Here is a 26,599-nt window from a genome sequence, read left to right on the forward strand (position 1 = left end):
CGGGCAACCCTAGGGCCGGGACCCCGATGACGGCCTGCTGTGGCTATGCCGGGTGACCGTCGTCGTCGGTTCGGTCGGCCTGGGTGGAGAACTTGGACAGGAACACGTCCAACCGGCCGTCCCCCCTCCGGGTCAGGGTCGCCCCGCCCTGCCAGCTGCCGTTCTCCTGGGTCGTCGAGCGGCATGCCGCCCAGTCAACCACCGGCCCCCGCCGGAGGTACGAGACGCGCGGAGCGTGCTGTCCCCTCCTGAAACTCGCGGCCCCCACTCTCAGCAAGGCCGACGCCACGCTCCCAGGTCGAGCCGCTTGCGCATGGAGCTCAGTCCGAGCTTGCGGGACTGTGCGCAGAATTCGCCCACCGGGGTGGCGTATTCGACATGGAACACCGCCTTTCCCGCCCGTATGAACGGGGTGAGCGCCGCGCATTCGTTCAGTTCCGCGCACTCCTCGTTCACCGCGAAGTCGAAGTCGTCCACCAGCTCGGGTATCTGGGGCAGATCGTTCTTCAGCCCCACTGACAGGCCGCGCTCATGGGCGAGTCGGGCGAGCATGCGGTTGTACGCCAGCTGATGGCCGGCCGTCAGCGGAAACCCGGTGTCTTCGAGGTAGGCGTCCAGCAGATCGGGCTCGACCGCGTCGTAGCCCCGCGCACGGCACATGTCGAAGCGCTTGGCCATCAGCGGTCGCAGTACGTCCAGGCGCCGGATGTCGAGCCACCGCTCCCCCGGCCAGCCGTTGGGGCGGCCGCGGACGGCGGCCGGGAAGTCCCGGTGGTCCGGACGGAACGACTCCCAGGCGCCCGCGTTGATGTAGCAGATGACCTTGCGCCCGTCCCGGTGCAGCCGGCGGACCGTACTGGAGTCGTTCTCGAAGCCGTCGATGTCGTAGACCGGAACATCGACGCCCGGATCGACCTTGCCGTCGAGCTGCCACTGCCAGGCGGTGCCCGGCTTCGGCTGCCACCGGCGCTCCGGAGCCGAGCAGGCCGCCGCCAGGAGGAGCAGGAGGAGTACGACGGCCAGGAACCCGCCCCGCCGACGGCTCACCCCTCCTCCCCCACGGCCGCCGGCACGAGGCCGGGCGGCACAGCCGACCACGGGTTGGGGCCGTGGCCGGGCACCGCGCAGTGCACGCCGGCCCGCCGCAGCCCCGCCGTGCGGCCCGCGAGCCCGCACAGTCCCGGAGGGACCCCGTACACCAGATGACAGAAACGCTCCGGCGGATGGGCGGCCGTCCATGCCGGTGGCGCGGGAGCGGCGCAGTACGCGGCCCAGTCGCCCTCGAAGGTGATCAGCAGGTCGGCGAACGACGCGTAGCCGGCCGCCGGATGGACCCCCGGGTTGAGGACGACCGTACGCCCGCCGAGGGCCCGCGCCGCACGCGCCAGCCGCCGGCAGTGGCGCATCCCCGCCGCGTCGGCCGGTGTCTGGTCGAACAGGAAACCGTCGGCGGCGTACCACTCGCGGTGGCGCCGCAAGTCGGCACGCACGGCGCGGAAGGGGCGGCGCCCGTAGTCGGCGTCGGCGTAGCCCAGGACCCGGACGCCCGCCGCCCGCAGAGTGCGGGCGGCGGCCGTGAAGGCCGGGTCCGGACGCGTCCCCGGGCCGTCGGCGATGTTGAGCACCACGCCGTACAGCTGGGGGGCGGACAGGGCCAGAGCGGCCCAGGCGTCGGGGTCCACGGCCGGGTGCGCGTACATCGGTACGAGCAGGGTCATCGGCGCTGCCCGCTCATCGGACCGCCACCGCCGACGACTCCCACAGGTCGCGCAGCGAGTCGGCGAGCGAGTGGTCAGGGCGCCAGCCGAGCGCCGAACGGGCGGCCGAGATGTCCGCGCACTGCCAGGACACCGCGGCCGAGCGCTCCGAGCCGGCCCCCGACTCCTCCAGCCGGCCGCGCAGACCGGACGCCCGCAGCAGTCCGTGCGCCATGTCGCGTACGACGGTTGCTGTGCCGCCGGCGATGTTGAGTACCGGCGGCAGCGCGCCGGTCGCGGTCGCGGCCAGTACGACGGCCCGCGCCACGTCCCGCGCGTCGACGAAGTCGCGGTACGCCGACAGGTCCCCGACCTTGACGGCGCATCCGTCGCCGCCCGCCCGCAGCTCGGCGGCGAGCCGTCCGGGAAGTCCGGCGGCCGGCGCACCGGGGCCCACCGGGTTGAAGACCCGCAGCACCACCGCGTCGAGTCCGCATCCGGTGACGGCCAGGGTGCCCGCCAGCTTCGTCGCTCCGTAGAGGCCGAGGGGGCTGGTCGCGGCTTCCTCGGTGACCGCTCGGCCCGGCGCTCCCGGCCCGTACTCGGCGGCCGATCCGAGGTGGACGAGGCGGGCGTCGGGCGCGGCCTCCCGCAGCGCCTCGCAGAGCGCGGCGGGCCCGCGCGCGTTGGCGTCGACGAGCCGGACCGGGCTGCCCGTCACCAGGCCCGCGCAGTTGATGACGACGGAGGGTGCGGCCACGTGCAACGCGTCCGCGAGTGCGCCCGGACGGGCGGCCAGGTCGAACGGCACGTCGGCTGACGGCGAGCGGCCGCCGACGAGCAGCCGCACGCCCGCGAGGGCGCGCAGTCGCTCGGCGGTGTGCCCGCCCAGGTATCCGGTGGAGCCCAGGAGGAGAACGCGCACGGGACGCTCACGCTCCCTTGAGCAGTTCGCCGCGGTGCGTGGTGAACTCGGCGTTGGCCCGGTCGTAGTCGTCGGGGCGCCCGATGTCCAGCCAGTAGCCGTCGAAGTCGTACGCGTGGGGCGGGGTCTTGGCGGCCAGCAGGTCCAGGACCAGCTCGTCGAACCCGAGCGGGAGACCGGGGGTGTAGGCGGCGAGGGTGTCCCTGGACAGGCCGTACACGCCCATGGAGACCCGGTAGTCCATGCTCGGCTTCTCGGCGAAGCCGACGACGCGCCCGGATTCCGTGGTGAGGACGCCGAAGTCGATCGAGACCTTGCGGGCGTACGTCGCGACGGTGAGCGGGGCGGCCGACTTCTGGTGCTGTCTGACCACGTCGCCGAAGTCCAGGTCGGTGAGGATGTCGCCGTTCATGACGAGGAAGTGCTCGGGGAGGCGGTCCATCATGGTGAGTACGGGGCCCATGGTGCCCAGGGGGCTGTCTTCGGTGGAGTAGCCCACGCGCAGGCCCCACTGGGAGCCGTTGCCGACGTAGGCGCGGATGATGTGGCCGAGATGACCGATGGCGATGGTGCAGCTGGTGAAGCCGGCGGCGGCCAGCTGGCGCAGCACGATCTCCAGGATGGCGTGCTGGTCTCCGATCGGCACGAGCGGCTTCGGTAAGGCGGTGGTGTACGGCAGAAGGCGTACGCCCTTGCCACCGGCCAGGATCACTGCGTGCATCGTCTTCTCCTCTGTGGATGATGCGAATTGGGGACGAGCGGTCAGACGTTGTAGATGCCGGTCTTGTAGCGGGCGAGGTTCGCGGGGTCGCGGAAGAAGTCGATCGTGTGCCGCAGGCCGCCCTCCAGGTCGTTCTCGGGACGCCAGCCGGTCGCCGTGCGCAGCCGGGTGGCGTCCGCCACCAGCCGCATCACCTCTGATGCCGCGGGGCGGATGCGCTGCGCGTCCTCGCGTACCTCCAGCTCGGTCTCCATCAACTTCCCGATCAGCTGCGTCAGTTCGCCGACCGAGATCTCACCCCCGGTGCCCGCGTTGAAGGTGCGGCCGACCACGGCGTCGGCGGGCGCGGTGCCGACCGCGAGGAAGGCGCGGGCGGTGTCCTTCACGTACAGGAAGTCCCGTGTGGGGCGCAGGTCCCCGAGGGTGATGACGCGCTCGCCCGCCGCGACCTGGCCGATGACGGAGGGGATGACGGCCCGCATCGACTGCCGCGGGCCGAAGGTGTTGAACGGGCGCAGGGTGACGACCGGGGTGCCGAAGCTGGCGTGGTAGCTGTCGGCCAGCCGGTCCCCGCCCGCCTTCGAAGCGGCGTACGGCGACTGGGTGCTGATGGGGTGGTCCTCGGTGATCGGCACGGTCTGGGCGGTGCCGTACGTCTCGCTCGTCGACGTATGCACCAGTCGGGGGACGGAGAGGCGGCGTACGGCCTCCAGGACGTTGAGGGTGCCCGTCACATTGGTGTCCACATAGCTGTGCGGAGCCTGGTACGAGTACGGAATCGCGATCAGCGCCGCCAGGTGGTAGACGGCGTCGGCGCCTTCCACCAGCTGGTGGACCGAGCCGGGGTCCCGGACGTCGCCGAGGACGATCTCGACGTGGTCGAGCACCTCGGGCGAGAGCGTCTCCAGCCAGCCGTAGGAGGAGAAGGAGTTGTACTGCGCCATCGCGCGGACGCGGAAGCCGGCGGTGACGAGCGCCTCGGTGAGATGCGAGCCGATGAAGCCCTCGGCTCCGGTGACGGCGACGCGTAAGGCTAGGGACATGGGTGCTTGCTCCTTCGGTTGGGTGGTGAGGTGACGGTGGGACAGGAGAGGTCAGCGGTGTGCGGAGGGCCGGCCGAGGTGCCGCCAGGCCCAGGTGAACAGCACGGCCGCGGCAGCCGGGCAGACGAGAAGGTCGATGCCGTACGGGCGGCCTGCGGCCGATGCCGCCGCGGCGGCGAGACAGACGAGCGCCGGCGGCCAGGCCAGCGCGAAGGCTTGCAGCAGCAGCCCGGTCCACAGGAGCGCCCCGAGCGCCGGCAGGGCGACGGCGTCCGCGCCCACGGCCAGGGCTCCGGCCAGCAGCAGCGCGGTGTACGCCGCCAGGCACATGGCCAGGGCGCGCCCGGCACGCAGGGTGAAGCCGGCGACGGTGGCACTGGCCCGGAGCGCGGCGACGGCCACCCCCCGGTAGCGGTACAGCAGCCACTCGGCGAAACCCATGCTCAGGGTGAGGACCACGATGCCGCGCCCCCCGGCCGTGCCGCCACCGCCCGACATCGTCAGCGCTCCGGCCGCGAGCCCGAAGAGCCCATACGGAAGGGAGTCCCGCAGGGCCGGTAGCGTGCCGTCCCCGCCGGGCGCCGCCCGCAGCGTGCCACGGATCGCGCGCCCGGCCGCGAGGGCCGCCAGCGCCACCGTCACCAGCAGCAGTCCCGAGGACACGGTGACAGGCGTACGCCACCACAGGAGGCACGCCGCACCGGACGCCACCGGCAACAGGGTGAGCGCGAGGGCCCGTTCGCGGCCGAGGACCAGGAGCACGGTCGCGGCGGCCACGTAGCAGGACTGCCCGGCGGCGAACGCGGCGGCCGTGCCGGGGCCGGAGACCAGCAGGCCCACGGCCGTGGCCGCCACCGCGCCCGCCGGGGCGCCGGCCCGCAGCGCCCGCCCGGCGCCCGCCGGGCCCTCGGCCGCGAGCCGCAGGTGGGCCCGGTGGCTGAGCGCCTGGTTCCACGCCCACGCCACCAGCGCGGCGGCGATCAGACCGGTCACGTCGGGCGTACCCCGCCACAGGTCCGCGCCGAGCACGTAGGCGAGTCCGGGCAGCGCGAACACCAGGCCGCGCAGGGCGCACCGCCAGTGGTCCGGCTTCCAGGGGTCGGGGGAAGGGGGTGGCTCGGGGTAGTGGCGGGGCACCCGGTGGTAGAGGTCCTCGGCGAGGGCGAACAGGCCTGCGCGGCCGTAGTGCCCCCGTATCCGGTCGCCCGTCATCCCGTCAGACTCCAGCAGAGCGGCCACCTCGTACGGGTGGACGGCCCCCGAGACCTGTTCCACGAGCCGCTCGGCGAGCTCGTCGATCGGGTCCTTCGCCCAGCCGGGGCGGGCGCGGGTACGGGGGTGGGACCTGGGTATGGCGGGGAGGCTGTCCCCTTCGCCCGGCAGCAGGCGCAGCGGGCCGCTCATCCCACCGCCTCCCCGGCTGATTCCTGTTCGCTTTCCGCGAGTTCGCGGTCCTGGGGTGCGCCCTCCGCGAGTCGCAGATAGATGCCGCGGAAGGTGTCGACGGTCTGCCGCAGTGTGAACTGTTCGATCACGCGCCGTCGCGCGGCCTCCCCCATCGCCGCCCGGCGCGCCGGATCGCGCAGCAGTTCCAGCACTGCCCTGGCCATCGCTTCCGGTTCGCGTGGCGGGACGACGAGACCGCTGTCGCCGACCGCCTCGCGCACGCCGCCCACGTCCGTGGAGACGGTGGCCCGCCCGCACGACATGGCCTCGATGAGGGTGAAGGGAAATCCTTCGCTGATGCTGGACAGCATGACCACGCTGCCTGCCGCGTAGGCGTCCCGGATGTCGTCCACCCGGCCCTCGAAGGTGACGTACTCGCCCTGCCCTAGCTCCGCCGCCAGCGACTCGCAGCGCTCGCGGTAGGCCTCGCCGCCGCGCGGAGTACCGCCGAAGAGCCGCAGCCTCGCCGCCGGGAGTTCCTGCCGTACCTGTGCGAAGGCGCGGATCAGTGTCTCCAGATCCTTGATGGGGTCGACCCGGCCGGCCCAGCTGAGGACGGGGGCGTCCGGTTCGGGGCCGGCCGGCGGGAAGGCCGCGGGGTCGACGCCGTTGTAGACGGTCCGTATCGACTGCGGGTCGGCGCCGCCCTGCTCCTCCCACAGCCGGTTGTACTGGTTTCCCGGGGTGATCAGCGCGGCCGTACGGTACGTCTCCTCGGCGAGGAGCCGGAAGAAGCCGAGCAGCAGCGCCTTGACGGGCCATCGGTAGGGACCGGTGCGGTAGCCGAGGTAGCGCTCGCGCAGATAGACGCCGTGCTCGGTGAGGAGCAGCGGCACCCCGTGCAGCCGGCTGCCGACGAGCCCCGGCAGGACTCCCAGCCCACCGCTCACGGCATGGGCGACGCCGTCCGTGGGCGGTCGCGCGGCGAGCGGCCGCAGTGCGTGCTCCAGCAGGTCCGTGGCGGTGAGCGCGTCGTGGATGGTGGGGCGCGAGGCGTGGACGGCCAGGCCGGGGCGGTTCCACACTCCTGCCAGGACGCGCACGGCCGGATCGGCGCGGAGCGCGGGCGCCAGCTCTCCCCGGCGGGCGTGTTCGGCCAGCTCGTACAGCGCGGGTGCGAAGTCCGCTTCCGCGGCGGGGTCGAGCAGTGCGCCGAGGAACCGTTCGTACGCCGCTGTCAGCATGCGCAGCCGTCGGCCGCGCGGGACGGCTCCGGTCGGCGCCGGGCCCCACATCGGTACGCCGACCGGAGGTGACACGTGAGCGGGCAGGTCCCAGGCGAGGGGTTCCTTCCCCGTGCCCGTCACCGCGGTGATGTCGAAACGGAAGTCCGGCAGCCCGCGGACGAGTTGGTCGCACCACACGCTCACGCCGCCGTGGCTGTGCGGATACGTGCCTTCGGTGAGGAGGGTGACACGGGTGGTGCCGGCCCCTGCCGGAGGTAGCGCTTCGAGCATGCGGGAGTGCTCTCCTGAGGTGCGGGTCGTGGAAGGGGACGATGCGGGGGGTAGCGAGAGGGAGCCGGGGCCCGGTTCAGCCGGTGACGCCGTAGGGCACGCGGGTACGTACACCCGGCGGCAGCGGCATCAGAGGTGCCGTCCGCCGTACGGGCTCGATCTTGTCGGCCCGCGCCGTGGCGGACGCCGGACCGGCGGGCAGGGTGAGGCTGACCCGGTCCTGGAGCAGGCCGGCCGCGACCCAGCCCGAGACCGTGCCCGCGTACGGCGTGCCGAAGGCTTCCGTACCCAGCAGCAGGTCCCGTCGGGTTCCGGCGGGCATGGTCGCGGGGACGCGGACGCCGCTCGGAGCCTGCACCGTCACGGTGTCACCGATGCGGTACGCGGTCACCCGGCCGGCCTTGACGGCGGTCTTCCAGGTGGCCCGGTCGCGAAGCTCGGCGCGGATGTCGCGCTGGCGCAGGTTCACCAGCGGGGCGCTGTCCGCGTACAGCGTGGAGTAATCGCTCAGAACGCGGTCGAGCACCGGGTAGGCGATGCGGTCTTCGGCGAGGTTGGACTGGTGGATGAAGTGGGGCCGGGGGTCGTTGGCGAGCACGTGCCCCAGGGCGATGCGGGATTCCAGCGGAACGACGTAATCCGCGTAGCCGGTGACCGGATCGAGCGGCTCCGCCAGGCAGGTGGAGTTGGCGGCGGTCTCGCAGATGCCGCTGCCGCCGTCGGCGGACCGGCTGTAGATCCAGTTGTACTCGTCGATCTGGTCGGCGGTCCGGCCGGCGTTGTAGAAGATGTTCATGGGATAGCGCGGCACGGTGAGCGCCGGGCCGACCTTGCGCTGCTCACGGTCGCGCGAGTTGTCCGACGCGAGCGAGGTGACGTCGTTGTCGGTGAGCGCCGGTCCGAGGTTCGGGTTGTCGTCCGGCTGCTGGGGCAGCACCTTCAGGCCGGAGTGTTCACCGGTCACCAGCTCGGCGTCGACCAGGGGCAGCCCGGCGCGCTCTGCCCAGAGCCGGTTGTCCCGGATCTGCCCGGCGATCTCGGTGCGGCTGACGTAGCGCGTACTGCCGTCGGGGTTCTTCGCGCAGCTCCACGGGACCGCGCTGACGTCCTGGACGCAGCCGAGGAAGGGGTGGTTGTACGTGTGGTTGACCCATCGGTACGCGCTCTTGTCGGCGACGAGCTGCTGTGCGAGCGGGTCGCTGCCGGCGTTCTCCTCCTTGTAGAGCTCGCTGCCGCCGCCGTTGAACACCATGTCGAGTGTGAAGTCCTTGGAGCGGGACCACTGGGCGGCGTGCTGGGCGTCGTCGGCCGTCATCCGGATGGCGTCCGCTTCGCCCTGTCCGGGCGGGCAGTCCACGTCGCCCGGCGTGCAGTTCAGCTGGCTGTCCCAGCGGTCGTCCGCGGCGAAGACGTCGTCGACGTGTACGGCGAAGTAGTTACGGGCTGCGCCGATCCGCACGTCCTGGGTGAGCCATCCGACGATGCCCCGGGCCAGCAAGCGGAACTGCTGCTGATGCTGGTTGTAGACGAACGTGACGACGAGCTCGCGGCGCCCGTCGTGCCGGTATTCGCCGACGAGGGAGCCGCGTTCGGCCGAGCCGGGCAGTGGGACGTCCACGTAGGTGGTGAAGTCGGCGCCCGGTGCGGGCTTCGCCGCGTGGGCGTAACTCTCCGACACGGAGGGCGCGTTGTCCTCGAACGGCACGGCCCCTTCCAGGTAGCCGAAGGGGCCGGCCTTGCCCGCCGCGGTCACCTCGGCGCGGGCGCCGTCCAGGGATCCGCTGTAGCCGCCGTTGGCCGGGTGATCGAGGCCGACTTCGGGACGGGCGTACGTGTACGCGTCGACCTGCGGGATCGCGAAGGTCTTCTCGTACGCGACGAGGGCGGCCATCTCCGCTGAACCGGCGGCGAAGGGGTTGTCGTTGGGCAGCACCACGGCCTGGTACTTGGCACGCGGCCGCCCCCCGACCGTGTCGGAGAGGAAGGCCGCGTCGATCACCGGGCGATTGTCCCTGGACAGATCGATGGAGGTGTACGGCGTCCCGGCGCCGTCCAGTTCGGCGACGATCGCGGCGGTGGCGGGTCCCCCGTCGTCCACCACCAGGACGCGCAGGTCGATCCGCGGCGGTGGCGCGGCGGCGGCTCCGGCAGCGGGCGTTGCGAGCGCGAACAGCATTGCGGCCGCGCTCAAAACGGCAGCAGTGTGCCCCGTGCGTCTCATGTTGCGTCCTCCCCAGAAGGGCAGACCCGAAGTCAGCCGGCCTGCCCCGCCCCCCTCGCGGCGGCCGGCTCCGTGAGGTGCCGACGCTGTCCCGCTCTGTCGGATCACATAGTGAGGCGCTTGGAGGAGAAGTTGTGAGGGCATGGTGAAAGCTGGCGCAAAAGGCACGCGCGTTCTGGGGGTCGTCCGGTCGAACGGACGGTCGCATTCGCACCTGCGGAACCCACCGTCGATATCGCACCGAAGCGCAGGTGGCGGATGGCGCAAGCGGTTGCCCCAACCCCTGAAACCAAGTGGTCTAGACCAAAGAAAAGAAAGCGGAATCGCACGAGAGCAAATCCAGCCACCCTCCTCCGGGGCTCACTCCGGGCGCGCACGGCGCACACTGGCGCAACAAGGGAGCACATCGGGGCGCACGACCGGCTCCGGGCGACCCTGGACGTCCAGATTCGGCAAACCAGTGCCTAATCCAGCTCCAGTTCCCCCACCTTCTGATCCCCGCTCATCTCCCCCGTCGGGCGGATCCCGAGTCCCAGGTAGAACCCCTCGGGACCGTCCTCGCCCGGGTGCCACGTCGTAGTGAGACGGGTGCCGCCGCGGCGGCGGATTTCAGCGGCCACCGACTCGACGGCGAAGCGGCCGTAGCCGCGGCCCTGTTCGCCGGCCGCGATGTTGAGACGCCACAGGCCCGAGCGGATATCGGTGCCCTTGCCTTCACCGGTGAAGTCGATGTCGAAAAAGGCCATGAGGAAGCCGACGAGCCGGTCGCCGTCAAGGATGAGCCGGGGCCACGCGGTGCCGGGGTTCACGTACGCCTCGGCGAGGGACTTCACGACTGGTGCGACCAAGTGCTCCTGGTCAGGGCGGACTCGCAGGCCGATCGCGGCATCGAAGTTGTCGGCAGTGATCTTTTCCAGGCGGAGCGCAGTCGTCATGCGAAAAACCATAATCCCGGTGATCAAATGACTTTCCGCGTCCACCGGACACGCCCTTACCGCAACTGCGGAAGGTGCGGGGCGAAACGGCGCCGAGATGGCTTGATCCGGCCTCCACAACCTGTTTTCGGACAACGATCCGCGACTCACGAAGCCACAGACAACCCATGCTGCCCTCCCCCAACTCTCACGGGCCGGAGACGGTTTCGCGATCGTCCACCTCCCAGCAGGTACTCGGAAAACGAGGAACGATGACCAGATTCCACCAGGCCCGCCCATGGCGTTCACTGATTGCCGCCGGTGCGGCTATCACCGTGACCGCCGGCGTGGTCGCCGCCGCGCCCGATGCCGAAGACTCACAGCCCGCGCCGAAGCTCAGCCTGATCGCCGCGTCGTCGTCGGTGACCCTCGACTCGTGGAAGGACGACCCTGGCGTCTACCTGGACCTCGGTACGTACGTAACCGCCGAGAACGGGCCCCTCGAACTCAAGGTGACCCGCAAGTCCTACAAGGACCCGGTCGTCGCCACGCAGATCATCCGCGAGGGCACCAAGACCCGGACCAAAACCCTTCCCCAGGGCCTGGTGAAGGGCTTCGGGGGGCTGCCGGGCTTCGCTCAGATCAAGATCACTAACGCGGCCGGCCGTACCGTGGTGAACAAGTCCGAGGCCTTCTGTCCGAACAACGCCTCCGGCCGGGTCCGCCCCGACGCCCCGGCCAAGTCGAAGTATCCCGAGAGCTGTCCCGAGAACCCGTTCACGCTCGGCTCGGTGTGGGGTGTCGAGAACGGCTGGGCGTCCAACACGTACGCGGGCTACTACTCCAACCCGGTCGCTCTGCCGCCCGGGAAGTACACCGCCAAGGTGTCCGTACGGAAGCAGTACCGCCTCTTGTTCGGCATGGAGAACAAGCCTCAGACGATCAAGCTGACCGTACGAGAGCGCAGCTACGACGGCGGCGCGGGCGCACCGGCCGCCATGAAGCACGGGTCCCACTCGGCCGGGCATTCCGGCCACGGCGCGATGCGCACGCCGGCGCCCGCCGCTGCGACGAGCGGGGCCGCTCCGTCGTACAACGTCGGGCACGGGCCCCACACTCCCGCGCCGCCCGCCCTCCCGTGGGCACTCAAGAAGGCCGCGCTCAGGGCCGGTCCGGTGGGCGACACCACCGGGCAGACCGACGGTTCCCGGAAGGCTCCCGCGGTGAAGCCCGCCGCGCAGCGGCCGACCGGCACGCCGGACGTGCCGGACGTGCCCAAGCCCGATCTCCGTTCGCTGCCGGCCTACGGCATCGCCATCAGTAAGGGGCAGGGCAGCACTCGGGGCAAGGACTACCTGGCGTTCAGCGCAAACGTGTGGAACGCCGGTCCCGCACAGCTGGTGGTCGACGGCTTCCGCAGCCCCGGCAAGAAGCTGATGGACGCCTATCAGTACTTCTACGACGCCGACGGGAAGCAGGTCGGCTACACCCCGACCGGCACCATGGAGTGGGACCCGCGCCCGGGTCACGAGCACTGGCACTTCACCGACTTCGCCAGCTACCGGCTGCTCAAGGCCGACCAGCGGGAGTCGGTGCGCAGCGGCAAGGAGGCGTTCTGCCTGGCCAACACCGACGCCGTCGACTACACGGTGGAGAACGCCAACTGGCACCCGAACAACACCGACTTGTCCACCGCGTGCGGCCAGGAGAACTCCATCTCTGTCCGGGAGGTGCTCGACGTCGGCTCCGGCGACACGTACACCCAGGACCTTCCCGGCCAGTCCTTCGACATCTCGAACCTGCCGAACGGCACCTACTACATCCAGGTGCTGGCCAACCCCGAGAAGCGGCTCAAGGAGACCAGCCTCAGCAACAACAGCGCTCTGCGCAAGGTCGTCCTGGGTGGCACGCCGGGCGCCCGTACGGTGACCGTGCCCGCTCATGACCTGGTCAACGCCAACTGACTCTCGCTCGTCGCAACGGCACTTCGGCTCCCGAGCTCGGCGCTCGGGAGCCGAAGTCCACGCGTCGCTAGGGAGCCAGAGCGGTGCCGAGGGAGTCGGCGCCCATGGGCTTCGGGGTGCCCTTCTCGTAGAAGACTTCGATGTCCGTAATCGTGAACCCCGCGGCCGTCAGCATGTCGGCGGTCGGCCTGGTGAGGTGGCACCCGCCGAAGAGCCGCTTGTTCACCGGTTCGAGCCGTCGTTGCCAGCGCCGTACGTTTTCGTCCTGCTCCGGGGCCAGCCCGTGTTCGAGGAAGTGCAGGGTCCCTCCAGGCCTCAGTACGCGCCGCACCTCGCGCAGCGCGGCGTCCGCGTCCGGGATCGTGCACAGCGTCCAGGTGGACAGGGCGGCGTCGAAGCTGTCGTCCTCGAACGGCAAGGACTGGCCGTCCAGACCGGCGCGCCGCACTGGGACACGTGCCGCCCTTACCCGTTCGCCGGCGAGTTTCCATCCGACGTCGGAAGGTTCGATCGCGGTCACACCGGTGACGGCGGCCGGGTAGAAGGGGACGTTGTGCCCCGTACCGAATCCGATCTCGACCACTTCCCCCGCCAAGCCTTCGCAGACTCGACGTCGTAGCGGCTGGGCTGTCTTGACGCCGCAGGCGACGTTGACAATGCGCGGCACCACTTGATCGAGGTAGAACCCCATTGCGGCCTCCGTGTCTCGCGGGGTTACGACGGCGTCAGGCGCAGCAGAAACAGTGCGGTGTCGTCCATGCGGTCCGGCGACGGACGTGCGCGCCGCATGAGCTCGTCGGCGAGGGCGTCCAGGTCGCGCGCCCCCTCGCTGAGGGCGTCAGCGAGGTCCGCGGTCGCCTCCTCGATGTCGGTGCCCGCCCTTTCCACCAGGCCGTCGGTGAACAGGGTCAGGACGGCGCCGGGCGGCAGGTCGATTTCGATCGCCTCGTACTGGGCAGCGGGGTCAATGCCGAGCAGGAGGCCGGGGGGCACGGCGACGCTTTCCGTGCGTCCGCCGGGGTCTCGCAGGAGGGGCGGGAGGTGGCCGGCGGTCGCCAGGCACACCCGGCGGCGGACAAGGTCGATCTGGGCGTACAGACAACTGGTGAACAACCCGGGATTCAGGTCGGTCAGCAGGCGGTTGGTGCGCGCGAGGACATCGTCGGGAGCCGCTCCGGCGATGGCGTTGGCGCGGACGGCGGTACGGACCTGTCCCATCAGGGCGGCAGCGGTGACGCTGTGCCCCTGGACGTCTCCGATGACGGCGGCGGCCGTGGTTTCGTCGAGGCGTACCAGGTCGTAGAAGTCGCCTCCGATGTCCATGCCGCGGGTGGCCGGAAGATAGCGGGCCGTCGCCTGCAGGCCGGGCAGCGCCGGGAGTGCCTGGGGCAGCAGGCTGGCCTGCAGAGTGCGGGCGAGGCCGCTCTTGGTGTCGTACAGATGCGCGCGGTCCAGCGCCTGTGCGGCAAGACCGCCGAACGCGGTCAGAATGGCTCGGTCGTCGTGCCCGAACACATGGGGCCGGTCGTACGCCAGTACGCAGCAGCCGATAGGCCGGCCCGCGGCGACGAGGGGCAGGAACGCCCAGGCGTGATTGCCGTCGTCGTCCACGGCGTGCGGGAAGGCGTCGTGGAGTTCGCGGCGGGAGGCGAAGAAGGCAGGTTCGGCCGTGGTCACCGCGCGGCTGCTCGGGTGGTCGGCCGACAGTGGCACGTCACCGAGCCGTTCCATCTCCTCGGCCCCATAGCCATGATGCCCTCGAAGGCGCAGTTTGCCGGCCTGTACGGCGAACAGGGCGACCGCGTGCGCGCCGAAGCTGGGCGCGATCTGGTCGACCACCAGCTTGATCACGTCCGGCACGCTGAGGGCTTCGGTGAGCGCCGCTGCCAGATGCGCCAGTTGATAGAGCACCCCGACCCGGGGCGGCGCGGCTCCCGTGCCCGGCGGCACGGCGGAGTCCGGCAGCGGGGGCAGGGACGCCGCTCCTGCTCCGGCTCCGGCTCCGGTGGCTCCGGCTCCCGCTCCCGCTCCCGCTCCCGCTCCCGCTCCCGCTCCAGCCACGCGGGAGCGTGCGATGCGCACGCTGATCCCCCGTGCGTCGGGATACAGCTCGAAGGACAGCCACAGGTCATCGGGGCGCCGAACCGTGAAAGACGTGGGGTGACGGCTCATCACCGCCGACCGGTAGCGGTCTTCGAATACGGGGTCGTCAAGCCAGGGCATGGCTTCCCAGGGCCGTGCTCCGAGCAGCGCGGGAACTGTGCTGCCGACCAGCTCCGCCCCGTTGGGGGTGATGAAGGTGATTCGGCCGTCGAGGTCGAGCGCGCAGCAGCCCTCCGGAAGCCGCTCGGTGAAATCGACCGCGGCCTGGGCCTCGACCTGCGTGACCATGCGGCGCCGCGGCACCGGAACAATTCTCGGTTCGGGCCTGGGCAGGATCGGATGGCCGCTTTCCTCCGCGCGGCGCAGCGCCGCACCGACGTATCCGGATGCCTTTTCGATAGCCCTCTGCCGCTCGGGTTCGATCACCAGCGGGTGGGAGCCCGGCCACAACAGCACCAGCCCGCCCCAGGTCCGCTGCGCGCTGACCGCCCGCGCGGCCGCGAGGGCGAAGGAGTAGGGCAGCGCCAAGCCGATGCGCGGGTAGCGGCGGGCGAGTTCCCCTTCGGCTCCGACCCAGACCAGGCGGCCCTCCCGTACCGCCTCCGCCAGCGGACCCGAGGCGGACATTCCCACCCTGGCCCAGGGCATCGCGAGGCTGGACGGCACTCCGGCGAGTACGACGGCCGAAAGCACTTGGCCGCTCGACGTGAGCACGTAGATCCCGCCGCCGTACGCATCGGACTCGCGCAGCACCCGGGAGAGCAGCCGGTCCAGTACCTCCGGCTGTCCGGTCTCTTCCTCCGGCGATGCCATGGATTACCGTCCTGCTGGTGCGCGCGGCCCCACAAAAGACATATCTCTGGACGCTACGCCCAGACCGCTGATGGCGCACCCGCAAGGTGTACGGCGCTGACCTGCCGGGGGAACGGCGCGTCAGGCGCCGGCCACCAGCATCCCTCCCATCGTGACCATGGTGGCGGCGACAAAGCCGTCCAGCACCCGCCAGGCGGCGGGGCGCGACAACAGGCCGCTGAGCAGGCGGGCCCCGTAGCCCAGGGTGGTGAACCAGGTCAGGCTGGCCAGCACCGCGCCGAGCCCGAAGGCCCAGCGCAGGGAGCCGTGGTCGGCGGCGACCGAGCCGATCAGCAGCACGGTGTCCAGGTAGACGTGCGGGTTGAGCCAGGTCATGGCGAGGCAGGTCAGCACGGCCTTGCGGGCTGACCCGGCTGTCGCGCCCTGCGTGTTGAGGCCGGCGCCGGGTGCGGGCCTGAGCACACGCCGGGCGGCGAGGACGCCGTAACAGATCAGGAACCCTCCGCCGGCCAGGCCGACCACGGTCAGGGCGGCAGGCCACTCGGTCACCACGGCTCCCACGCCCGTGACGCCGAGCGCGATGAGGACCGCGTCGGACACGGCGCAGATGCCGACCACGGCGAGCACGGCGTGCCGTCGCGCCCCCTGGCGCAGGACAAAGGCGTTCTGCGCGCCGATGGCAACGATGAGGGAGAGTCCGGTGCCGAAGCCGATGAGTGCTGCCGTGAGAATTCCGTGGGTCATGCCGCCGACAGTATGGATCAACAGGGCTTCAGTACAGCTAAAGATTCTAACGTACCCTTAGCGTTTGTTATGGATGAGCTTCCGCTGGACCAGGTGCGTACGCTGCTCGCTGCGGTGGACGAGGGAACCTTCGACGCGGCCGCGGCGGTCCTCCACGTGACGCCGTCGGCCGTCAGTCAGCGCGTCAAGGCGCTGGAGCAGCGCACCGGCCGGGTGCTGCTGATGCGGACGAAGCCCGTGCGCCCGACGGAATCCGGGCAGGTCGTGGTGCGGTTCGCGCGGCAGCTGGCCCGGCTGGAACTGGACGCGCGGGCAGAGCTGGGGATCGCCGACGGGCAGGGCCCGGCGCGGCTGCCGATCGCGGTCAACGCGGACTCCCTGGCCACCTGGTTCCTGCCGGCGCTGACGCGCGTACCTCAGGATCCGCCGGTCTGTTTCGAGCTGCACCGCGAGGACGAGGCCCACACCACGGCGTTGCTGCGGGAGGGGCAGGTGATGGCGGCGGTCACGTCGTCGCCCGACCCGGTTGCGGGCTGCACTGTACGCCGGCTGGGCCTGGCCCGGTACCTCCCGGTGGCGAGCCCCGATTTCGCCGCGCGTCACCTGACCGGGTCGCTGGAGCGCGACCTGCGCGACGCCCCGGTGATCGTCTTCGACCGCCGCGACGACCTCCAGGACGGCTTCGTACGATCGCTCACTAACGACGGGACGGGCGCGGGCCGGGTACGCCACTACGTACCCACGTCGGAGGGGTTCTGCGACGCGGTGGCCGCCGGGCTTGGCTGGGGCCTGGTGCCGGAACCGCAAGCGGCGCCGTTGCTCCGCGCGGGCGCGCTCACCCTGCTCGCGCCCGGGCACCCCGTGGACATCCCGCTGTTCTGGCAGCAGTGGAAGCTGGACTCCCCCGCTCTGGCGGCCGTGGCGGACGCGGTCGCCGCCACCGCCGCCGAGGCGCTGCTGGCCGCGCCCTGAGAAGACGAGCCGCTGGGGCGGTCTGCGGATCACCACGGTTGCCACCGGCGAAGAGCCTCCGCCACACGGTGGCGCGCTGTCGGCCAGGGGCTCGTGGGCAAACCATTGGGGTGATCTGTCGCAACCGGTGCGCCCACCCCGCGTTGATCAGCCCGCGTGATCAACGTACGCCCGCCCGCGGGCCTCCCCGCCACCGTCAGGAGCCAGCCAGCCCATGCTGTACGGACAAGCCTTGCGCGACGAGATCGCCTCCGCCGGAACAACACCCCTTATCGGCGTGTACGACATGTACTCCGCATCCCTCGCCGCCGGGCACTACAACGGTCTGTTCGTATCCGGTTTCGGCTTCGCCGCCTCCTACTACGGGCTTCCCGACATCGGGTTCATCGCATGGCCGGACATGGTGGCCTTCGCCGAGCGTCTGCGCGGCTCTTTTCCGCGTCACCACCTGCTCGTGGACATCGACGACGGCTACGCCGACTCGGAACTGGCCTGCCACGTGGTGCGGCGCCTTGAGCGGGCGGGGATCTCCGGAGTGATCCTTGAGGACCAGAAGCGCCCACGCCGCTGCGGCCACACCGACGGCAAGCAAATCCTGCCGCTGGAGGAGTACCTCGACAAGCTGAACCAGGTACTCGCGAGCCGGACCGACCTGGTCGTCGTCGCACGGACTGATGCCACCGACGACGAAGACATCCTGAACCGCGCGAAAGCCCTGGCGGCGACCGACGCGGACGTGGTGCTCGTCGACGGCGTGCGCAGCGTCGAGGCGATCCACCGGATCCGTGAGGTCATCGGGAACAAACCGCTGCTGTTCAACCAGATCGCCGGCGGCAAGTCACCACGCTTGTCGCTCTCCGAACTGGCAGCGCTCGGCGTCGACGTGGCGATCTACAGCACGCCGTGTCTGTTCGCCGCGCACCGCGCGATGGAGGAGGCCATGACCGAACTCAAGTCCACGGACGGACGCCTGCCCGCCGCGCAGGGCACCGGCGGCGGCATCGGTGTGGGGGAGGCCACCGCGATGCTGACCGAGAACCTCCGTCGGCACAGCACGGCGACGCGAGGAAACCCGTAGTCGGATGCCGTGTACGGCGCCCGACACTCCTCTCGGCCTACCGCCACCGCCGGTTCGTCCCTCTCAGTGCCGGGCTCAGGCTGCGCCGTGCCTCCCACTCGTGGAAGAGCCGCCCGACCAGCGCCCCGCCGTACACCACGAATCCCACCCCCACCAGCCAGGACTGCAGGACCAGCACCGTCCCGAACGGGCCGTACGTCACCGCGTTGGAGGCGATCAGCGGCGAGAAGACGTACTGCGAGAAGATCCGCAGCCCCAGCAGCCCCACAGCCGTCAGGGCGGCCCCCGGCGCCAGCGCACGCCAGCGGATCCGGCCGCACAGCAGCAGTCGCTGCGACCACCAGAAGAAGAAGAACAAGCCGATAACATCGCCCCCGGCCACCAGCACGGTCACGACGGCGGACGACTGTTCGGGGGCAGGGGTCTTGACGAAGATCAGGAGTGCGGCGACCAGCAGCGCCAGCCAGACCACATGGCGCCACATCGTGTGCCATCGGGCTGTCGGCAGGGACCAGATGCGCTCGTACCCGGTCTGCACGGCGGTTCCGAACGTGACGCCGAACGTGGCCAGCGCGGCGAGACCGAATGCCGTGGTTCGCTGTAATGCCTGCCCCGGCCGGCCGAACAACTCCTCGACCTCCGCCTGCGACACCTCGGAAACACCGAGCCCTGCCACCAGCCACCGGGCGAAGCCCTGACCGCTCGCGAGGTCGGCCGCGGCGACGACGATCAGCAGGGGCACCAGAGTGAGGAAACTGAGCGCCGCGAAGCCCATGGCCCGGTGCATGAGCTCCACCTCGCGCCCACGGTTCCAGGTAAGCCCGACCACCGAGTCCCGCAGTCGTCGTTGAAGTCGCTCGAACCGGTGTCCGTGCTGCGGGCGGCCCTCATGAGGCGTACCGGATTTCAGGGGCATGTCCCGTCGAGTACCCGCAAGCGCTCCCGCTCCCTCGGGCGTGCCGCCGAACGGGTGCCCCGGGCGCCTGCCGGGGTGGGTGCCCCAGCGGTCCGGGGCACCCGTGCCTCACCAGTAGTGACGTCGGCCACCGACCGCCCGCCCCAGCGATCCCAGGATCCAGAGGACGGCCCCGATGGCGACGAGAATGATCCCGATGGTCCAGAGGATGCCGATGTCGGCCACCAAACCGATGATGAGCAGAATGATTCCGAGGACGATCATGGTGTCCGCCGATCTCGCAGAACGGTTTTTCTACCCAGCTGGTCCCCCGCCACCACCAGGTCAAACCTGCTCACTCGCCGCATACCGGGCCCCCTGCCCCAGCGGTTTTGGCCACTGGACCGCCGGGTGCGGCCGCCCGCCCGGACAGGCGGGCGCCGCGCACCCGACGGCCGTACGGAGCCGTGGCGCGTCCGGGTTGTCAGCCGGTCGGAGTTACGGCTTCCACCAGGCGCCGGAGGCATCGCGCAGTGTGTTCGTGCCGCAGTGCACTTCGCCCTGGCCGAGGTGATACGTGTACCAGTCGTCGAGGTACGACACCTTCATGCCGGCCCCGGTGTACGCGGTGTTCACTGCGGACGTGAATATGTCCTTGCCCCCGATGACGGGACCCCATTGCCGCGGGGCCAGGTAGCGTCCCCCGCCGAGCACGATCCCGTTGACCGCACCGGGGACGTAGGCGCTGGTCATGACGGTTTCCGGGGCCGCCCCGGCGCGATCGGCGTGGCGCGCGAGCTCCTGCTGCTGCCCGTACTCGCGGACTACGTCCGGGACCTTGCCCGCGCCCATCCGCGTCAGCCGTGGCATGCGCTCGCCGCGCTCGCCCTCTTGCGTACCGCGGGTGTACAGGGCCGGCACCCGTACAACCTCGGCGTCCGTCGCACCCGTCTCGCGCTGGAGCACCTCCAGGTTCGCCTTGATCCGCTTCGCGGCCATGGTGTTGTCGGACACCAGCCACCTCGAGGCGAGCGCCTGGTCGATGGTCTCCTTGGGAGCGGGCATACCCGGGCTGCCCGGCACCGAGAACATCCGCGTCCTGCCGTGGCCGGCCGCCTGCGCCTCGCGCAGCAGCCGCAGCCCCGCTTCGGGATCAGCGATTGCGATCTTCCAGCCGCGCGGGGTGTCCGCGGGGAGGAACTGGACGAACTCGTCCACGTGCCCCACATGCAGCCACGAGGTGTCGAGGAGCAGCGGGTCCTGGAAGCCCTGCGACTTCAGGAGCGTACGCATCGCCTTCGCGGGCTTGGAGCCGCTGTCCTTGCGCTCGCCCATGATGATGCGACCGGCCGGGAAGGACCGGCCATTGTGGGTGTACGGGGGGATGGTCTCCAGGTTCCCCATCGAGTTGAGGGTCGCCTCCTCCGAGTCACGCACCCCGGACACCTGCACCACACCCACGCCGTTGCCGCGCAGCTTCTCGAACAGCTCCCGGCCGGCCGCGCGGTCCGGCTGCGCGGACCGCAGCATGACGCGCATCGCCTGCCGGCTCCCGCCGGGACCGGCCATGCTGACGTAGCCGGGTTCGACGAAGTCCTGCGCCCAGATGTCGTCGTACTTGTCGAAGGTCAGCAGCGGTTTGTTGATCCCGGCCGACCTGACCTCGGCCGCGAGGCCCTTGACGAAAGCCTGCTGCCGGCGCGCGTAATCGTCGCTCCCCCGCACCTTGGTGACCATCAACTGCTGGGCATTCTGCAGGTGGTGGTGGGTGAGCAGCGGGGCGACCCGCAGAGTCACGTCGTCCGACGCGCTGTTCCCGCCGGACGTCACCGTCAGGCGTATCACGGCGCGGCCGTCCCAGACCGCGCTGTCGCGTATCACGTCCGTGCCCTCGACCCCGAACTCCAGACCTGAGCGGAGCTCGGCGGCGGACAGGCGGGTCCCGGCCGTGACCCAGGTCCAGCCGGAGGAGCGTTTGACGAAGACCCGCGTCTTGTTGCCACCGGCCACGACCTTCAACCTGCCGGTCGCGGTGGTGGGCAGGTCAGTCATCGGTACGGACCGGACGCGGGCCAGGTCGGCCGCGTCGCCGGAGCCGTTGACCTTGGTGTCGGCCGCGTCGTTGCACGCGGCCAGCTTGGCATCGGGCAGCGGCCTGCCGTTCGGGCCCGTGACCGCGCACCGCTTGGTGTCGTCGTCGATGTTGGGGAGGAAGACTGCCCCTGTGCGCGGGGACCAGCTGTCCTCACCGGCGGTGTCCGTCGCGCCGGTGGCGTCCACCCGTCCGTCCCGGTTCACGTCCGCCCGCAGGTCGGCCCGGGGTGGATCCGCGGCGAACACCGGTGACACGGGCGCCAGTACGGCCCCTATCGCGGTGAGGGCCACTGCCCCATGTCTCACATGGCTCGTACCCAAGATGTGTCCCTTCCTGATGGCCGGCTGTCGGCCTCAGGCCCGAAGAGGCTGGGAACGAGCGGCCCGTTGCCTGTCGGCGGCGGGATCATCCCGGAGGCATCGCGAGGTGCGACCGGCGGAGGAGGCGGTCTCGGCCCAGGGCATGACGAAATGTGAGGCGTGCTCGGCTAACGGCGTCAGCCGCCACAGCGCCGCGCCCCAAGCGCGATTCACGATGGCCTGAATTCAGAGAGTCGTGTACCGTCCGGCAGGTGCTGACTCTCGCTGACGACATCGAGGTGCTGGCGCGGTTCGGCCGCGCGCTCGCCGACCCCATCCGCTGCCGGATCCTGCTCGCCCTGCGCGAGGCCCCGGCCCATCCCGCCGACCTCGCCGATGCCCTGGGCATCTCCCGTACACGACTGTCGAACCACCTTGCCTGCCTGCGGGACTGCGGCCTGGTCGTGACTGTGCCCGTCGGCCGCCGCACGCGCTACGAGCTGGCGGACGAGCGGTTGGGGCACGCACTGGACGCCTTGCGGACCACCGTGCTGGCGGTCGAGGCGGACCGCACCTGCCCGGCCGCGGAAGAGCAGGGCTGCTGCTGATGAGCGCAGGGACACCCCTCGGCGCGGGGCCGGCCGCCGCTCACCGTGAGGTACTGGCGCGCCGGATACGGCTGTTGGTCGCGGCGACCATCACCTACAACGTCATCGAGGCCGTCGTGGCGATCACCGCGGGTACGATCGCCTCCTCCACCGCGCTGGTCGGCTTCGGCCTGGACTCAGTCATCGAGGTCTCCTCCGCCACGGCGGTCGCCTGGCAGTTCTCCGCCCGCGATCACGCCCTCCGCGAGGCCCGCGAGAAGACGACTCTGCGCATCATCGCGGTCTCGTTCTTCGCGCTCGCCGCGTACGTCGGCCTTGACGCCGTCCGCGCACTGGCCGGCGCCGGCGAGGCCGACCGCTCCATACCCGGAATCGTGCTGGCGGCCCTGTCCCTGGCCGTGATGCCGTTCCTCTCCGCCGCCCAGCGCAAGGCCGGGCGGCAGCTGGGTTCGGCCTCGGCTGTCGCCGACTCCAAACAGACCCTGCTGTGCACCTACCTGTCCGCCGTACTCCTCGTGGGCCTGGTCCTCAACGCGACCCTCGGGTGGACGTGGGCCGATCCGATCGCCGCCCTCGTCATCGCCGTCGTCGCGGTCAAGGAGGGGTTCGACGCCTGGCGCGGCGAGGACTGCTGCGCCGCACCCGCCACCACGACGGTCCTCAAGGGCGAGGCGGATGCGTGCGGTTGCCGATCCGGGGGCGGCTGCTGCGGCTGATCCGGAACGGACGGATCGGAACACCGGGGCCGGTCATACGACCTCAGCCTCGAGCGGGGTGGGGGCGTTGTGCCGGGACCGCAGGATGCCGGCCGCGCAGGCCGCGACGACGCAGAACGCCACGGGCAGGAGGAATGTGAGGTTGAGCGGGACGAAGTGGGTGAGCGGTCCAATGATCGCGGGTCCGGCGAGCATGCCGAGGTAACCGAGGCCTGCGACCCGGGAAACGTTGGCTCCGGCGGCGTCCGGGTCGGCGTGACCGGCGGCACTGAAGAGCTGCGGAATGCAGCCGGACAGGCCGGTCCCGAACAGGGTCCAGCCGACGAGCGCCAGCGGAATCCAGGGAGACAGCGCCGCCAGCGTCAGACCGAGTGCGGCCAGGGACGCGCCGTACCGGACGATGGCCACCGGGCCGAAGCGCGCGGCCACCCGGTCGGCAAGCAGACGGCCGATGGTCATGGCCGTGGCGAAGGCGCCGTACGCGAGCGCGGCGGTGGCAGCGGACGCGTCCAGGACGTCCCGCAGATGGAGCGCGCTCCAGTCGTTGGCCACGCCTTCGCAGAGCATGAGCATCAGGGCGAGAGCGGCCAGTACCCAGATGCGGCGGGGTGTGCCGCGGCGAGTCTTCGCCGCGGTCGCGGAGACTTCCGCGGTGCGGGCAGGTTCGGGCCGCAGCAGCGCGGGGGCGGCCAGCGCGGCCGCGACGACGCCGAAGAGCGCCACCGCACCGAGGGACACCGCCGGGCTCGAACCCCAGCTGAGCGTGCGGGCGCCGACCAGAGCGGCCAGGACGCCGCCGATGGAGAAGGTGGCGTGGAAGGCGGACATGACGGGGCGCTCGTAGCCGCGCTCCACCTGGACGGCATGGGCGTTCATGCTGACGTCCAGGCAGCCGTTGCCGAAGCCGAGCACCAGCAGCGCCACCCCCAGTGTCCAGGCGTTCGTGGCCAGGCCCGGGAGGACCAGGGCGGCGCTGCACAGTGCCGCGCTGACCGGTACGACGATGCGGGCGCCGGAGCGGTCGGTGAGCGGCCCGACGATCCGCATGCCCGCGAAGGCTCCGGCGCCGAGCAGTAGCAGGAGCCAGCCGAGCACGGCATGGCTCGTACCGGCACGGTGTTCGATGGCGGGGATGTGGATGATCCACATCCCCATGAGAAAGCCGTTCAGGGCGAAGTAGGCAAAGGTGGCCAGCCGGCCTGCCCGCAGCGATGTTTCCATGCCTACGAACATAACGAACAATATTGATGTTCGTAAGCTTGCACTTCAACCAACGTCTATGTTCAATGAGGGCATGGCGAGCACAGACCGATGGAGGCAGATCACCGATGCCGTGCGTGAGGCGGGCCGCATGGGCGTCGCGGAGCTGGCCGAACTCACCGGCACTTCGGAGATGACCATCCGCCGCGACCTGGAGGCCCTGGCCGACCAGGGAGTCCTGGAGCGCTACCGCGGAGGAGCGAGAAGTCTGCTGCTGTACGGCGATGAACCCCCCTTCGCACTGCGGGCGGGGGAAGGGCTGGAGATCAAGCAGCGCATCGCCGCCGAGGTCGCCGCACTCATCTCCGACGGCGAGTCCGTCGTCCTCGACAGCGGCACCACCTGCCTGGAAGTGGCCCGCGCACTGGAGCACCGCCGCCTGACGGTGATGCCGCTGTCCCTCCACGGAGCGATCGCGCTGACCGCAGCGCCGCACTTGACGCTGCTGGTGCCGGGCGGGCGACCGCGACCGGGCGAGCTGGCGCTGACCGGCCCGCTGACCACGGCGTCGCTGGCCGCCCTGCGCTTCGACACCGCCGTCATCGGCTGCTGCGGGCTGAACGCGACGGACGGCCTGACCGCGTACGACCTGGACGACGCCGCCGTCAAACGCGCCGCGATCGCTTCGGCCCGCCGCGTCATCGCCGTCGCGGAGGCCACCAAGCTCTCCCGTACCGCTCTCGCCTTCGTCGCCCCGGCGTCCGCTCTGCACCTTGTCGTCACCGATGAGGCCGCCTCGGACGACGAGACCGACGCGCTTACCACTGCCGGGGTGACCGTACGCAAGGTGTGACCGCGCGACCGGCGCCGGCGCGTCACCACCCCCAAGCGCAGGGGTCCCCGGTTCCTGACGACCGGGGGCCCCTGCTTTCAGATGCTTTCAGATCGCGCCCAGGCTGCGCGGCACGGTGTCACGTGCCTAACGTGGAAGGGCGGGTAGCAGGCTCCTCTCCTTGGAAAGGAACGACCAGCTATGACCGAAACCGGACAGCAGAACGGTCCCGGCGCCCGGGGCCGGACCACCATCTCCGACGGTGTGGTCGAAAAAATCGCCGGCATGGCAGCCCGCGATGTGACAGGCGTCCATGCGATGGGAAGCGGAATCTCGCGAGCCTTCGGGGCCGCACGGGAGCGCGTGCCCGGCACCGGGAAGTCCGTATCGCGGGGAGTCAAGGTTGAAGTGGGCGAGAAGCAGACGGCGATCGATCTGGAGATCGTCGTCGACTACGGCGTCTCGATCACGGATGTCGCCGGCGCCGTGCGAGGGAACGTGGTGTCGGCCGTCGAGTGGATGACGGGCCTGGAAGTCGTCGAAGTCAACATCGCGGTCTCCGACGTGAAGCTTCCGGACGAAGAGGAAGAAGAGGAAGCAGAGCAGCCAAAGCTCCGATAGCCGACCCCGTGGCGTGGCTCAGCCCCAGAAGTGGGGTCACGACGGGCGGGTCCCGGCGGCGGTGAAGAACGGCACGGCGACGAACGTCCGTCCGGCCGCGGCGCGTTGACGCTGTTCGGCGACCCACGACTCGGCTTCGGCAGCGGTGACCGCGCCGGCGGCGCGCGATGCCTCGGCGAGGCCAGTCAGCATGGGAAGCACCATGCCGTCGGTGAACACAGCGGTACGTACCTCCACTCGTACGTCGTCGAATCCCGCGTCCCGCAGCAGGTTGCGGTAACGGCGCGCGGCGCGCGGGCCGGCCACCTGGCCGGCGCGCGCGTGCACGATCGTGCGGGTCAGCGTGGCGTCATCGGAGTCGATGACTAGCGTGTCCCAGTCCTGACCGATCAGCGCGATGCGCCCGCCGGCGGCGAGAACGCGGTGCGCCTCGGCAACGGCCGTGGAGGGGCTGGGTAGTTCGTGGTACATCTTCTCGGCCCGGTAGGCGTCCATCGACGCCTCGGGGAACGGCAGCGCGCACGCGTCGGCCACCGTGAAGTCACCGTCCGGCCAGCGGGCGCGCGCCACCTCGATCATGCGCTTGTCGGGATCGATACCGGTGGCCCGGGCACCCAGCCGGGCCGTCTCGCCGACCGCGCGGCCGCCGCCGCAGCCCGCGCCAAGCAGTCGCGTACCGGACGCCGCGCCGAGCAGTTCGTAGGAACGCGGCCGGAGTTCGGCGGCGCCGGGCGTGTCGTCGACGGCATCGAGCAGGGCGAGGGGCGGGCTGAGGTCTTCGTGGGCGGCTTGGGCCGCCGGTGCCTTGGACATGCCCGTAAGGCTGCGACTTAATGTCGGCATGAAGTCAAGCACCGAGCGCGCTATGTCCGTCGGGGAACTGGCGGGGCACTTCCAGCTGGCTACGCACGTCTTGCGGCACTGGGAGGCGATGGGACTGCTCCATCCGGCCCGGGACGGCGGCGGCCGTCGCCGGTACGACGACGCGCACGTGGTCCGAGTCGCCGCGATCCTGCGCGCGAAGGAGGCCGGTCTGACGCTGGAGGAGATCCGCGAGGTGCTGCAAGCCGAAGCCCCCGGCGTGCGCCGCGCGCATCTGGAGCGGCACCGCGATGTGCTGCGGCGTCGTATTACGCACGTCCAGGCGTGCCTCGACATGGTCGAATGCGCCTTGGACTGCGACCACGAGGACCTGGCGACCTGCCCACAGTTCCTGAGCATCGTGGGATAGCCGG

25 protein-coding genes are annotated in these 26,599 nt (G+C 70.8%); 8 read left to right on the forward strand and 17 right to left on the reverse strand.

Annotated features, from left to right (window positions below):
* Window positions 1-270: 270 nt before the first annotated feature.
* From J7E89_RS02575 to J7E89_RS02610, 9 genes are all read right to left on the reverse strand, one after another.
* Window positions 271-1,047 carry an endo alpha-1,4 polygalactosaminidase gene (locus J7E89_RS02575; RefSeq protein WP_308315304.1) on the reverse strand — a complete coding sequence of 259 codons (777 nt, stop codon included), beginning with the start codon at window positions 1,045-1,047 and terminating at the stop codon, window positions 271-273.
* The gene (locus tag J7E89_RS40490; RefSeq protein ID WP_251060008.1) at window positions 1,044-1,718 is read right to left on the reverse strand and encodes a spherulation-specific family 4 protein; all 675 of its coding nucleotides are present in this window, start codon (window positions 1,716-1,718) and stop codon (window positions 1,044-1,046) included. Before J7E89_RS40490 ends, J7E89_RS02575 begins: the two co-directional genes overlap by 4 nt.
* Window positions 1,719-1,731: 13 nt before the next feature.
* Window positions 1,732-2,622 (reverse strand): NAD(P)-dependent oxidoreductase, encoded by an 891-nt coding sequence (locus tag J7E89_RS02580; RefSeq protein WP_214967731.1) that lies wholly within the window; start codon window positions 2,620-2,622, stop codon window positions 1,732-1,734.
* 7 nt (window positions 2,623-2,629) lie between these two features.
* Entirely contained in the window at window positions 2,630-3,343 is a 714-nt protein-coding gene (locus J7E89_RS02585) for a nucleotidyltransferase family protein (RefSeq protein ID WP_214967732.1), read from the reverse strand.
* 41 nt (window positions 3,344-3,384) lie between these two features.
* Window positions 3,385-4,386 carry an SDR family NAD(P)-dependent oxidoreductase gene (locus J7E89_RS02590; protein ID WP_214967733.1) on the reverse strand — a complete coding sequence of 334 codons (1,002 nt, stop codon included), beginning with the start codon at window positions 4,384-4,386 and terminating at the stop codon, window positions 3,385-3,387.
* 51 nt (window positions 4,387-4,437) lie between these two features.
* Window positions 4,438-5,790: a hypothetical protein gene (locus J7E89_RS02595; protein WP_214967736.1), complete on the reverse strand. Its 1,353-nt coding sequence runs from the start codon at window positions 5,788-5,790 to the stop codon at window positions 4,438-4,440.
* A complete protein-coding gene (pelF, locus tag J7E89_RS02600) occupies window positions 5,787-7,289 on the reverse strand; it encodes a GT4 family glycosyltransferase PelF (RefSeq protein WP_214967738.1) in 1,503 nt (500 codons plus the stop codon). The genes J7E89_RS02595 and pelF overlap by 4 nt, the downstream gene beginning before the upstream one ends.
* Window positions 7,290-7,365: 76 nt before the next feature.
* Window positions 7,366-9,510: a hypothetical protein gene (locus J7E89_RS02605; RefSeq protein WP_214967740.1), complete on the reverse strand. Its 2,145-nt coding sequence runs from the start codon at window positions 9,508-9,510 to the stop codon at window positions 7,366-7,368.
* A gap of 464 nt (window positions 9,511-9,974) precedes the next feature.
* Window positions 9,975-10,445, reverse strand: coding sequence for a GNAT family N-acetyltransferase (locus J7E89_RS02610; RefSeq protein WP_214967743.1), 471 nt, complete (start codon window positions 10,443-10,445; stop codon window positions 9,975-9,977).
* A 251-nt stretch (window positions 10,446-10,696) separates the two neighbouring features.
* Here J7E89_RS02610 and J7E89_RS02615 point away from each other — a divergent pair, with 251 nt between their 5' ends.
* The gene (locus J7E89_RS02615; RefSeq protein WP_214967745.1) at window positions 10,697-12,388 is read left to right on the forward strand and encodes a lysyl oxidase family protein; all 1,692 of its coding nucleotides are present in this window, start codon (window positions 10,697-10,699) and stop codon (window positions 12,386-12,388) included.
* 67 nt (window positions 12,389-12,455) lie between these two features.
* Here the strand turns inward: J7E89_RS02615 and J7E89_RS02620 are convergent, their stop codons facing one another.
* The 3 genes from J7E89_RS02620 to J7E89_RS02630 all read right to left on the reverse strand — a co-directional run bounded on the left by J7E89_RS02620 (window position 12,456) and on the right by J7E89_RS02630 (window position 16,048).
* Window positions 12,456-13,079, reverse strand: coding sequence for a class I SAM-dependent methyltransferase (locus J7E89_RS02620; protein WP_214967747.1), 624 nt, complete (start codon window positions 13,077-13,079; stop codon window positions 12,456-12,458).
* Between the two features lie 23 nt (window positions 13,080-13,102).
* The gene (locus tag J7E89_RS02625) at window positions 13,103-15,304 is read right to left on the reverse strand and encodes a SpoIIE family protein phosphatase (protein WP_214967750.1); all 2,202 of its coding nucleotides are present in this window, start codon (window positions 15,302-15,304) and stop codon (window positions 13,103-13,105) included.
* Between the two features lie 120 nt (window positions 15,305-15,424).
* Window positions 15,425-16,048, reverse strand: a complete 624-nt coding sequence (locus tag J7E89_RS02630; protein ID WP_214967753.1) for a LysE/ArgO family amino acid transporter — start codon at window positions 16,046-16,048, stop codon at window positions 15,425-15,427.
* Between the two features lie 69 nt (window positions 16,049-16,117).
* Between J7E89_RS02630 and J7E89_RS02635 the strand changes: the two genes are divergently transcribed.
* Window positions 16,118-17,020, forward strand: coding sequence for a LysR family transcriptional regulator ArgP (locus tag J7E89_RS02635; protein ID WP_214967756.1), 903 nt, complete (start codon window positions 16,118-16,120; stop codon window positions 17,018-17,020).
* Window positions 17,021-17,234: 214 nt separating this feature from the next.
* Entirely contained in the window at window positions 17,235-18,098 is an 864-nt protein-coding gene (locus J7E89_RS02640; protein ID WP_214967759.1) for an oxaloacetate decarboxylase, read from the forward strand.
* A gap of 37 nt (window positions 18,099-18,135) precedes the next feature.
* Here J7E89_RS02640 and J7E89_RS02645 read toward each other — a convergent pair whose 3' ends face one another.
* The 3 genes from J7E89_RS02645 to J7E89_RS02655 all read right to left on the reverse strand — a co-directional run bounded on the left by J7E89_RS02645 (window position 18,136) and on the right by J7E89_RS02655 (window position 21,378).
* Window positions 18,136-19,014: a YhjD/YihY/BrkB family envelope integrity protein gene (locus tag J7E89_RS02645; RefSeq protein ID WP_214967761.1), complete on the reverse strand. Its 879-nt coding sequence runs from the start codon at window positions 19,012-19,014 to the stop codon at window positions 18,136-18,138.
* Between the two features lie 108 nt (window positions 19,015-19,122).
* Window positions 19,123-19,278, reverse strand: coding sequence for a DUF6131 family protein (locus J7E89_RS02650; protein WP_214967764.1), 156 nt, complete (start codon window positions 19,276-19,278; stop codon window positions 19,123-19,125).
* Between the two features lie 213 nt (window positions 19,279-19,491).
* A complete protein-coding gene (locus J7E89_RS02655; protein ID WP_308315305.1) occupies window positions 19,492-21,378 on the reverse strand; it encodes a protein-arginine deiminase domain-containing protein in 1,887 nt (628 codons plus the stop codon).
* 281 nt (window positions 21,379-21,659) lie between these two features.
* On the opposite strand from J7E89_RS02655, the gene J7E89_RS02660 reads away from it, so the two are divergent.
* Complete coding sequence (locus J7E89_RS02660) at window positions 21,660-21,995, forward strand: helix-turn-helix transcriptional regulator (RefSeq protein WP_214967773.1); 336 nt, start codon at window positions 21,660-21,662, stop codon at window positions 21,993-21,995.
* The gene (locus J7E89_RS02665; RefSeq protein WP_214967775.1) at window positions 21,995-22,711 is read left to right on the forward strand and encodes a cation transporter; all 717 of its coding nucleotides are present in this window, start codon (window positions 21,995-21,997) and stop codon (window positions 22,709-22,711) included. Before J7E89_RS02660 ends, J7E89_RS02665 begins: the two co-directional genes overlap by 1 nt.
* A 33-nt stretch (window positions 22,712-22,744) precedes the next feature.
* Here J7E89_RS02665 and J7E89_RS02670 read toward each other — a convergent pair whose 3' ends face one another.
* Window positions 22,745-23,932, reverse strand: a complete 1,188-nt coding sequence (locus tag J7E89_RS02670) for an MFS transporter (RefSeq protein ID WP_214967778.1) — start codon at window positions 23,930-23,932, stop codon at window positions 22,745-22,747.
* Between the two features lie 73 nt (window positions 23,933-24,005).
* Between J7E89_RS02670 and J7E89_RS02675 the strand changes: the two genes are divergently transcribed.
* Both J7E89_RS02675 and J7E89_RS02680 read left to right on the forward strand, forming a co-directional pair.
* On the forward strand, window positions 24,006-24,764 hold the full coding sequence (locus J7E89_RS02675) for a DeoR/GlpR family DNA-binding transcription regulator (RefSeq protein ID WP_214967780.1): 759 nt from the start codon (window positions 24,006-24,008) through the stop codon (window positions 24,762-24,764).
* 180 nt (window positions 24,765-24,944) lie between these two features.
* Window positions 24,945-25,364, forward strand: a complete 420-nt coding sequence (locus tag J7E89_RS02680; RefSeq protein WP_214967783.1) for an Asp23/Gls24 family envelope stress response protein — start codon at window positions 24,945-24,947, stop codon at window positions 25,362-25,364.
* Window positions 25,365-25,400: 36 nt separating this feature from the next.
* On the opposite strand, the gene J7E89_RS02685 is transcribed toward J7E89_RS02680, so the two are convergent.
* Complete coding sequence (locus J7E89_RS02685; RefSeq protein ID WP_214967786.1) at window positions 25,401-26,177, reverse strand: methyltransferase domain-containing protein; 777 nt, start codon at window positions 26,175-26,177, stop codon at window positions 25,401-25,403.
* 28 nt (window positions 26,178-26,205) lie between these two features.
* Here J7E89_RS02685 and J7E89_RS02690 point away from each other — a divergent pair, with 28 nt between their 5' ends.
* Complete coding sequence (locus tag J7E89_RS02690; RefSeq protein ID WP_251060009.1) at window positions 26,206-26,595, forward strand: MerR family transcriptional regulator; 390 nt, start codon at window positions 26,206-26,208, stop codon at window positions 26,593-26,595.
* The last annotated feature ends 4 nt before the right edge of the window (window positions 26,596-26,599 follow it).

Origin of the sequence: Streptomyces sp. ISL-100 (assembly GCF_018614615.1) — a bacterium.
Taxonomy (GTDB): Bacteria; Actinomycetota; Actinomycetes; order Streptomycetales; family Streptomycetaceae; genus Streptomyces.

What these genes read in the sequence shown, in the direction of transcription:
- J7E89_RS40490 (WP_251060008.1), bottom strand. Translation starts at nt 1,718, where the DNA reads ATGACCCTGCTCGTACCGATGTACGCGCACCCGGCCGTGGACCCCGAC.
- J7E89_RS02585 (WP_214967732.1), bottom strand. Translation starts at nt 3,343, where the DNA reads ATGCACGCAGTGATCCTGGCCGGTGGCAAGGGCGTACGCCTTCTGCCG.
- J7E89_RS02590 (WP_214967733.1), bottom strand. Translation starts at nt 4,386, where the DNA reads ATGTCCCTAGCCTTACGCGTCGCCGTCACCGGAGCCGAGGGCTTCATC.
- J7E89_RS02595 (WP_214967736.1), bottom strand. Translation starts at nt 5,790, where the DNA reads ATGAGCGGCCCGCTGCGCCTGCTGCCGGGCGAAGGGGACAGCCTCCCC.
- pelF (WP_214967738.1), bottom strand. Translation starts at nt 7,289, where the DNA reads ATGCTCGAAGCGCTACCTCCGGCAGGGGCCGGCACCACCCGTGTCACC.
- J7E89_RS02605 (WP_214967740.1), bottom strand. Translation starts at nt 9,510, where the DNA reads ATGAGACGCACGGGGCACACTGCTGCCGTTTTGAGCGCGGCCGCAATG.
- J7E89_RS02610 (WP_214967743.1), bottom strand. Translation starts at nt 10,445, where the DNA reads ATGACGACTGCGCTCCGCCTGGAAAAGATCACTGCCGACAACTTCGAT.
- J7E89_RS02615 (WP_214967745.1), top strand. Translation starts at nt 10,697, where the DNA reads ATGACCAGATTCCACCAGGCCCGCCCATGGCGTTCACTGATTGCCGCC.
- J7E89_RS02620 (WP_214967747.1), bottom strand. Translation starts at nt 13,079, where the DNA reads ATGGGGTTCTACCTCGATCAAGTGGTGCCGCGCATTGTCAACGTCGCC.
- J7E89_RS02625 (WP_214967750.1), bottom strand. Translation starts at nt 15,304, where the DNA reads ATGGCATCGCCGGAGGAAGAGACCGGACAGCCGGAGGTACTGGACCGG.
- J7E89_RS02630 (WP_214967753.1), bottom strand. Translation starts at nt 16,048, where the DNA reads ATGACCCACGGAATTCTCACGGCAGCACTCATCGGCTTCGGCACCGGA.
- J7E89_RS02635 (WP_214967756.1), top strand. Translation starts at nt 16,118, where the DNA reads ATGGATGAGCTTCCGCTGGACCAGGTGCGTACGCTGCTCGCTGCGGTG.
- J7E89_RS02640 (WP_214967759.1), top strand. Translation starts at nt 17,235, where the DNA reads ATGCTGTACGGACAAGCCTTGCGCGACGAGATCGCCTCCGCCGGAACA.
- J7E89_RS02645 (WP_214967761.1), bottom strand. Translation starts at nt 19,014, where the DNA reads ATGCCCCTGAAATCCGGTACGCCTCATGAGGGCCGCCCGCAGCACGGA.
- J7E89_RS02650 (WP_214967764.1), bottom strand. Translation starts at nt 19,278, where the DNA reads ATGATCGTCCTCGGAATCATTCTGCTCATCATCGGTTTGGTGGCCGAC.
- J7E89_RS02665 (WP_214967775.1), top strand. Translation starts at nt 21,995, where the DNA reads ATGAGCGCAGGGACACCCCTCGGCGCGGGGCCGGCCGCCGCTCACCGT.
- J7E89_RS02670 (WP_214967778.1), bottom strand. Translation starts at nt 23,932, where the DNA reads ATGGAAACATCGCTGCGGGCAGGCCGGCTGGCCACCTTTGCCTACTTC.
- J7E89_RS02675 (WP_214967780.1), top strand. Translation starts at nt 24,006, where the DNA reads ATGGCGAGCACAGACCGATGGAGGCAGATCACCGATGCCGTGCGTGAG.
- J7E89_RS02680 (WP_214967783.1), top strand. Translation starts at nt 24,945, where the DNA reads ATGACCGAAACCGGACAGCAGAACGGTCCCGGCGCCCGGGGCCGGACC.
- J7E89_RS02685 (WP_214967786.1), bottom strand. Translation starts at nt 26,177, where the DNA reads ATGTCCAAGGCACCGGCGGCCCAAGCCGCCCACGAAGACCTCAGCCCG.
- J7E89_RS02690 (WP_251060009.1), top strand. Translation starts at nt 26,206, where the DNA reads ATGAAGTCAAGCACCGAGCGCGCTATGTCCGTCGGGGAACTGGCGGGG.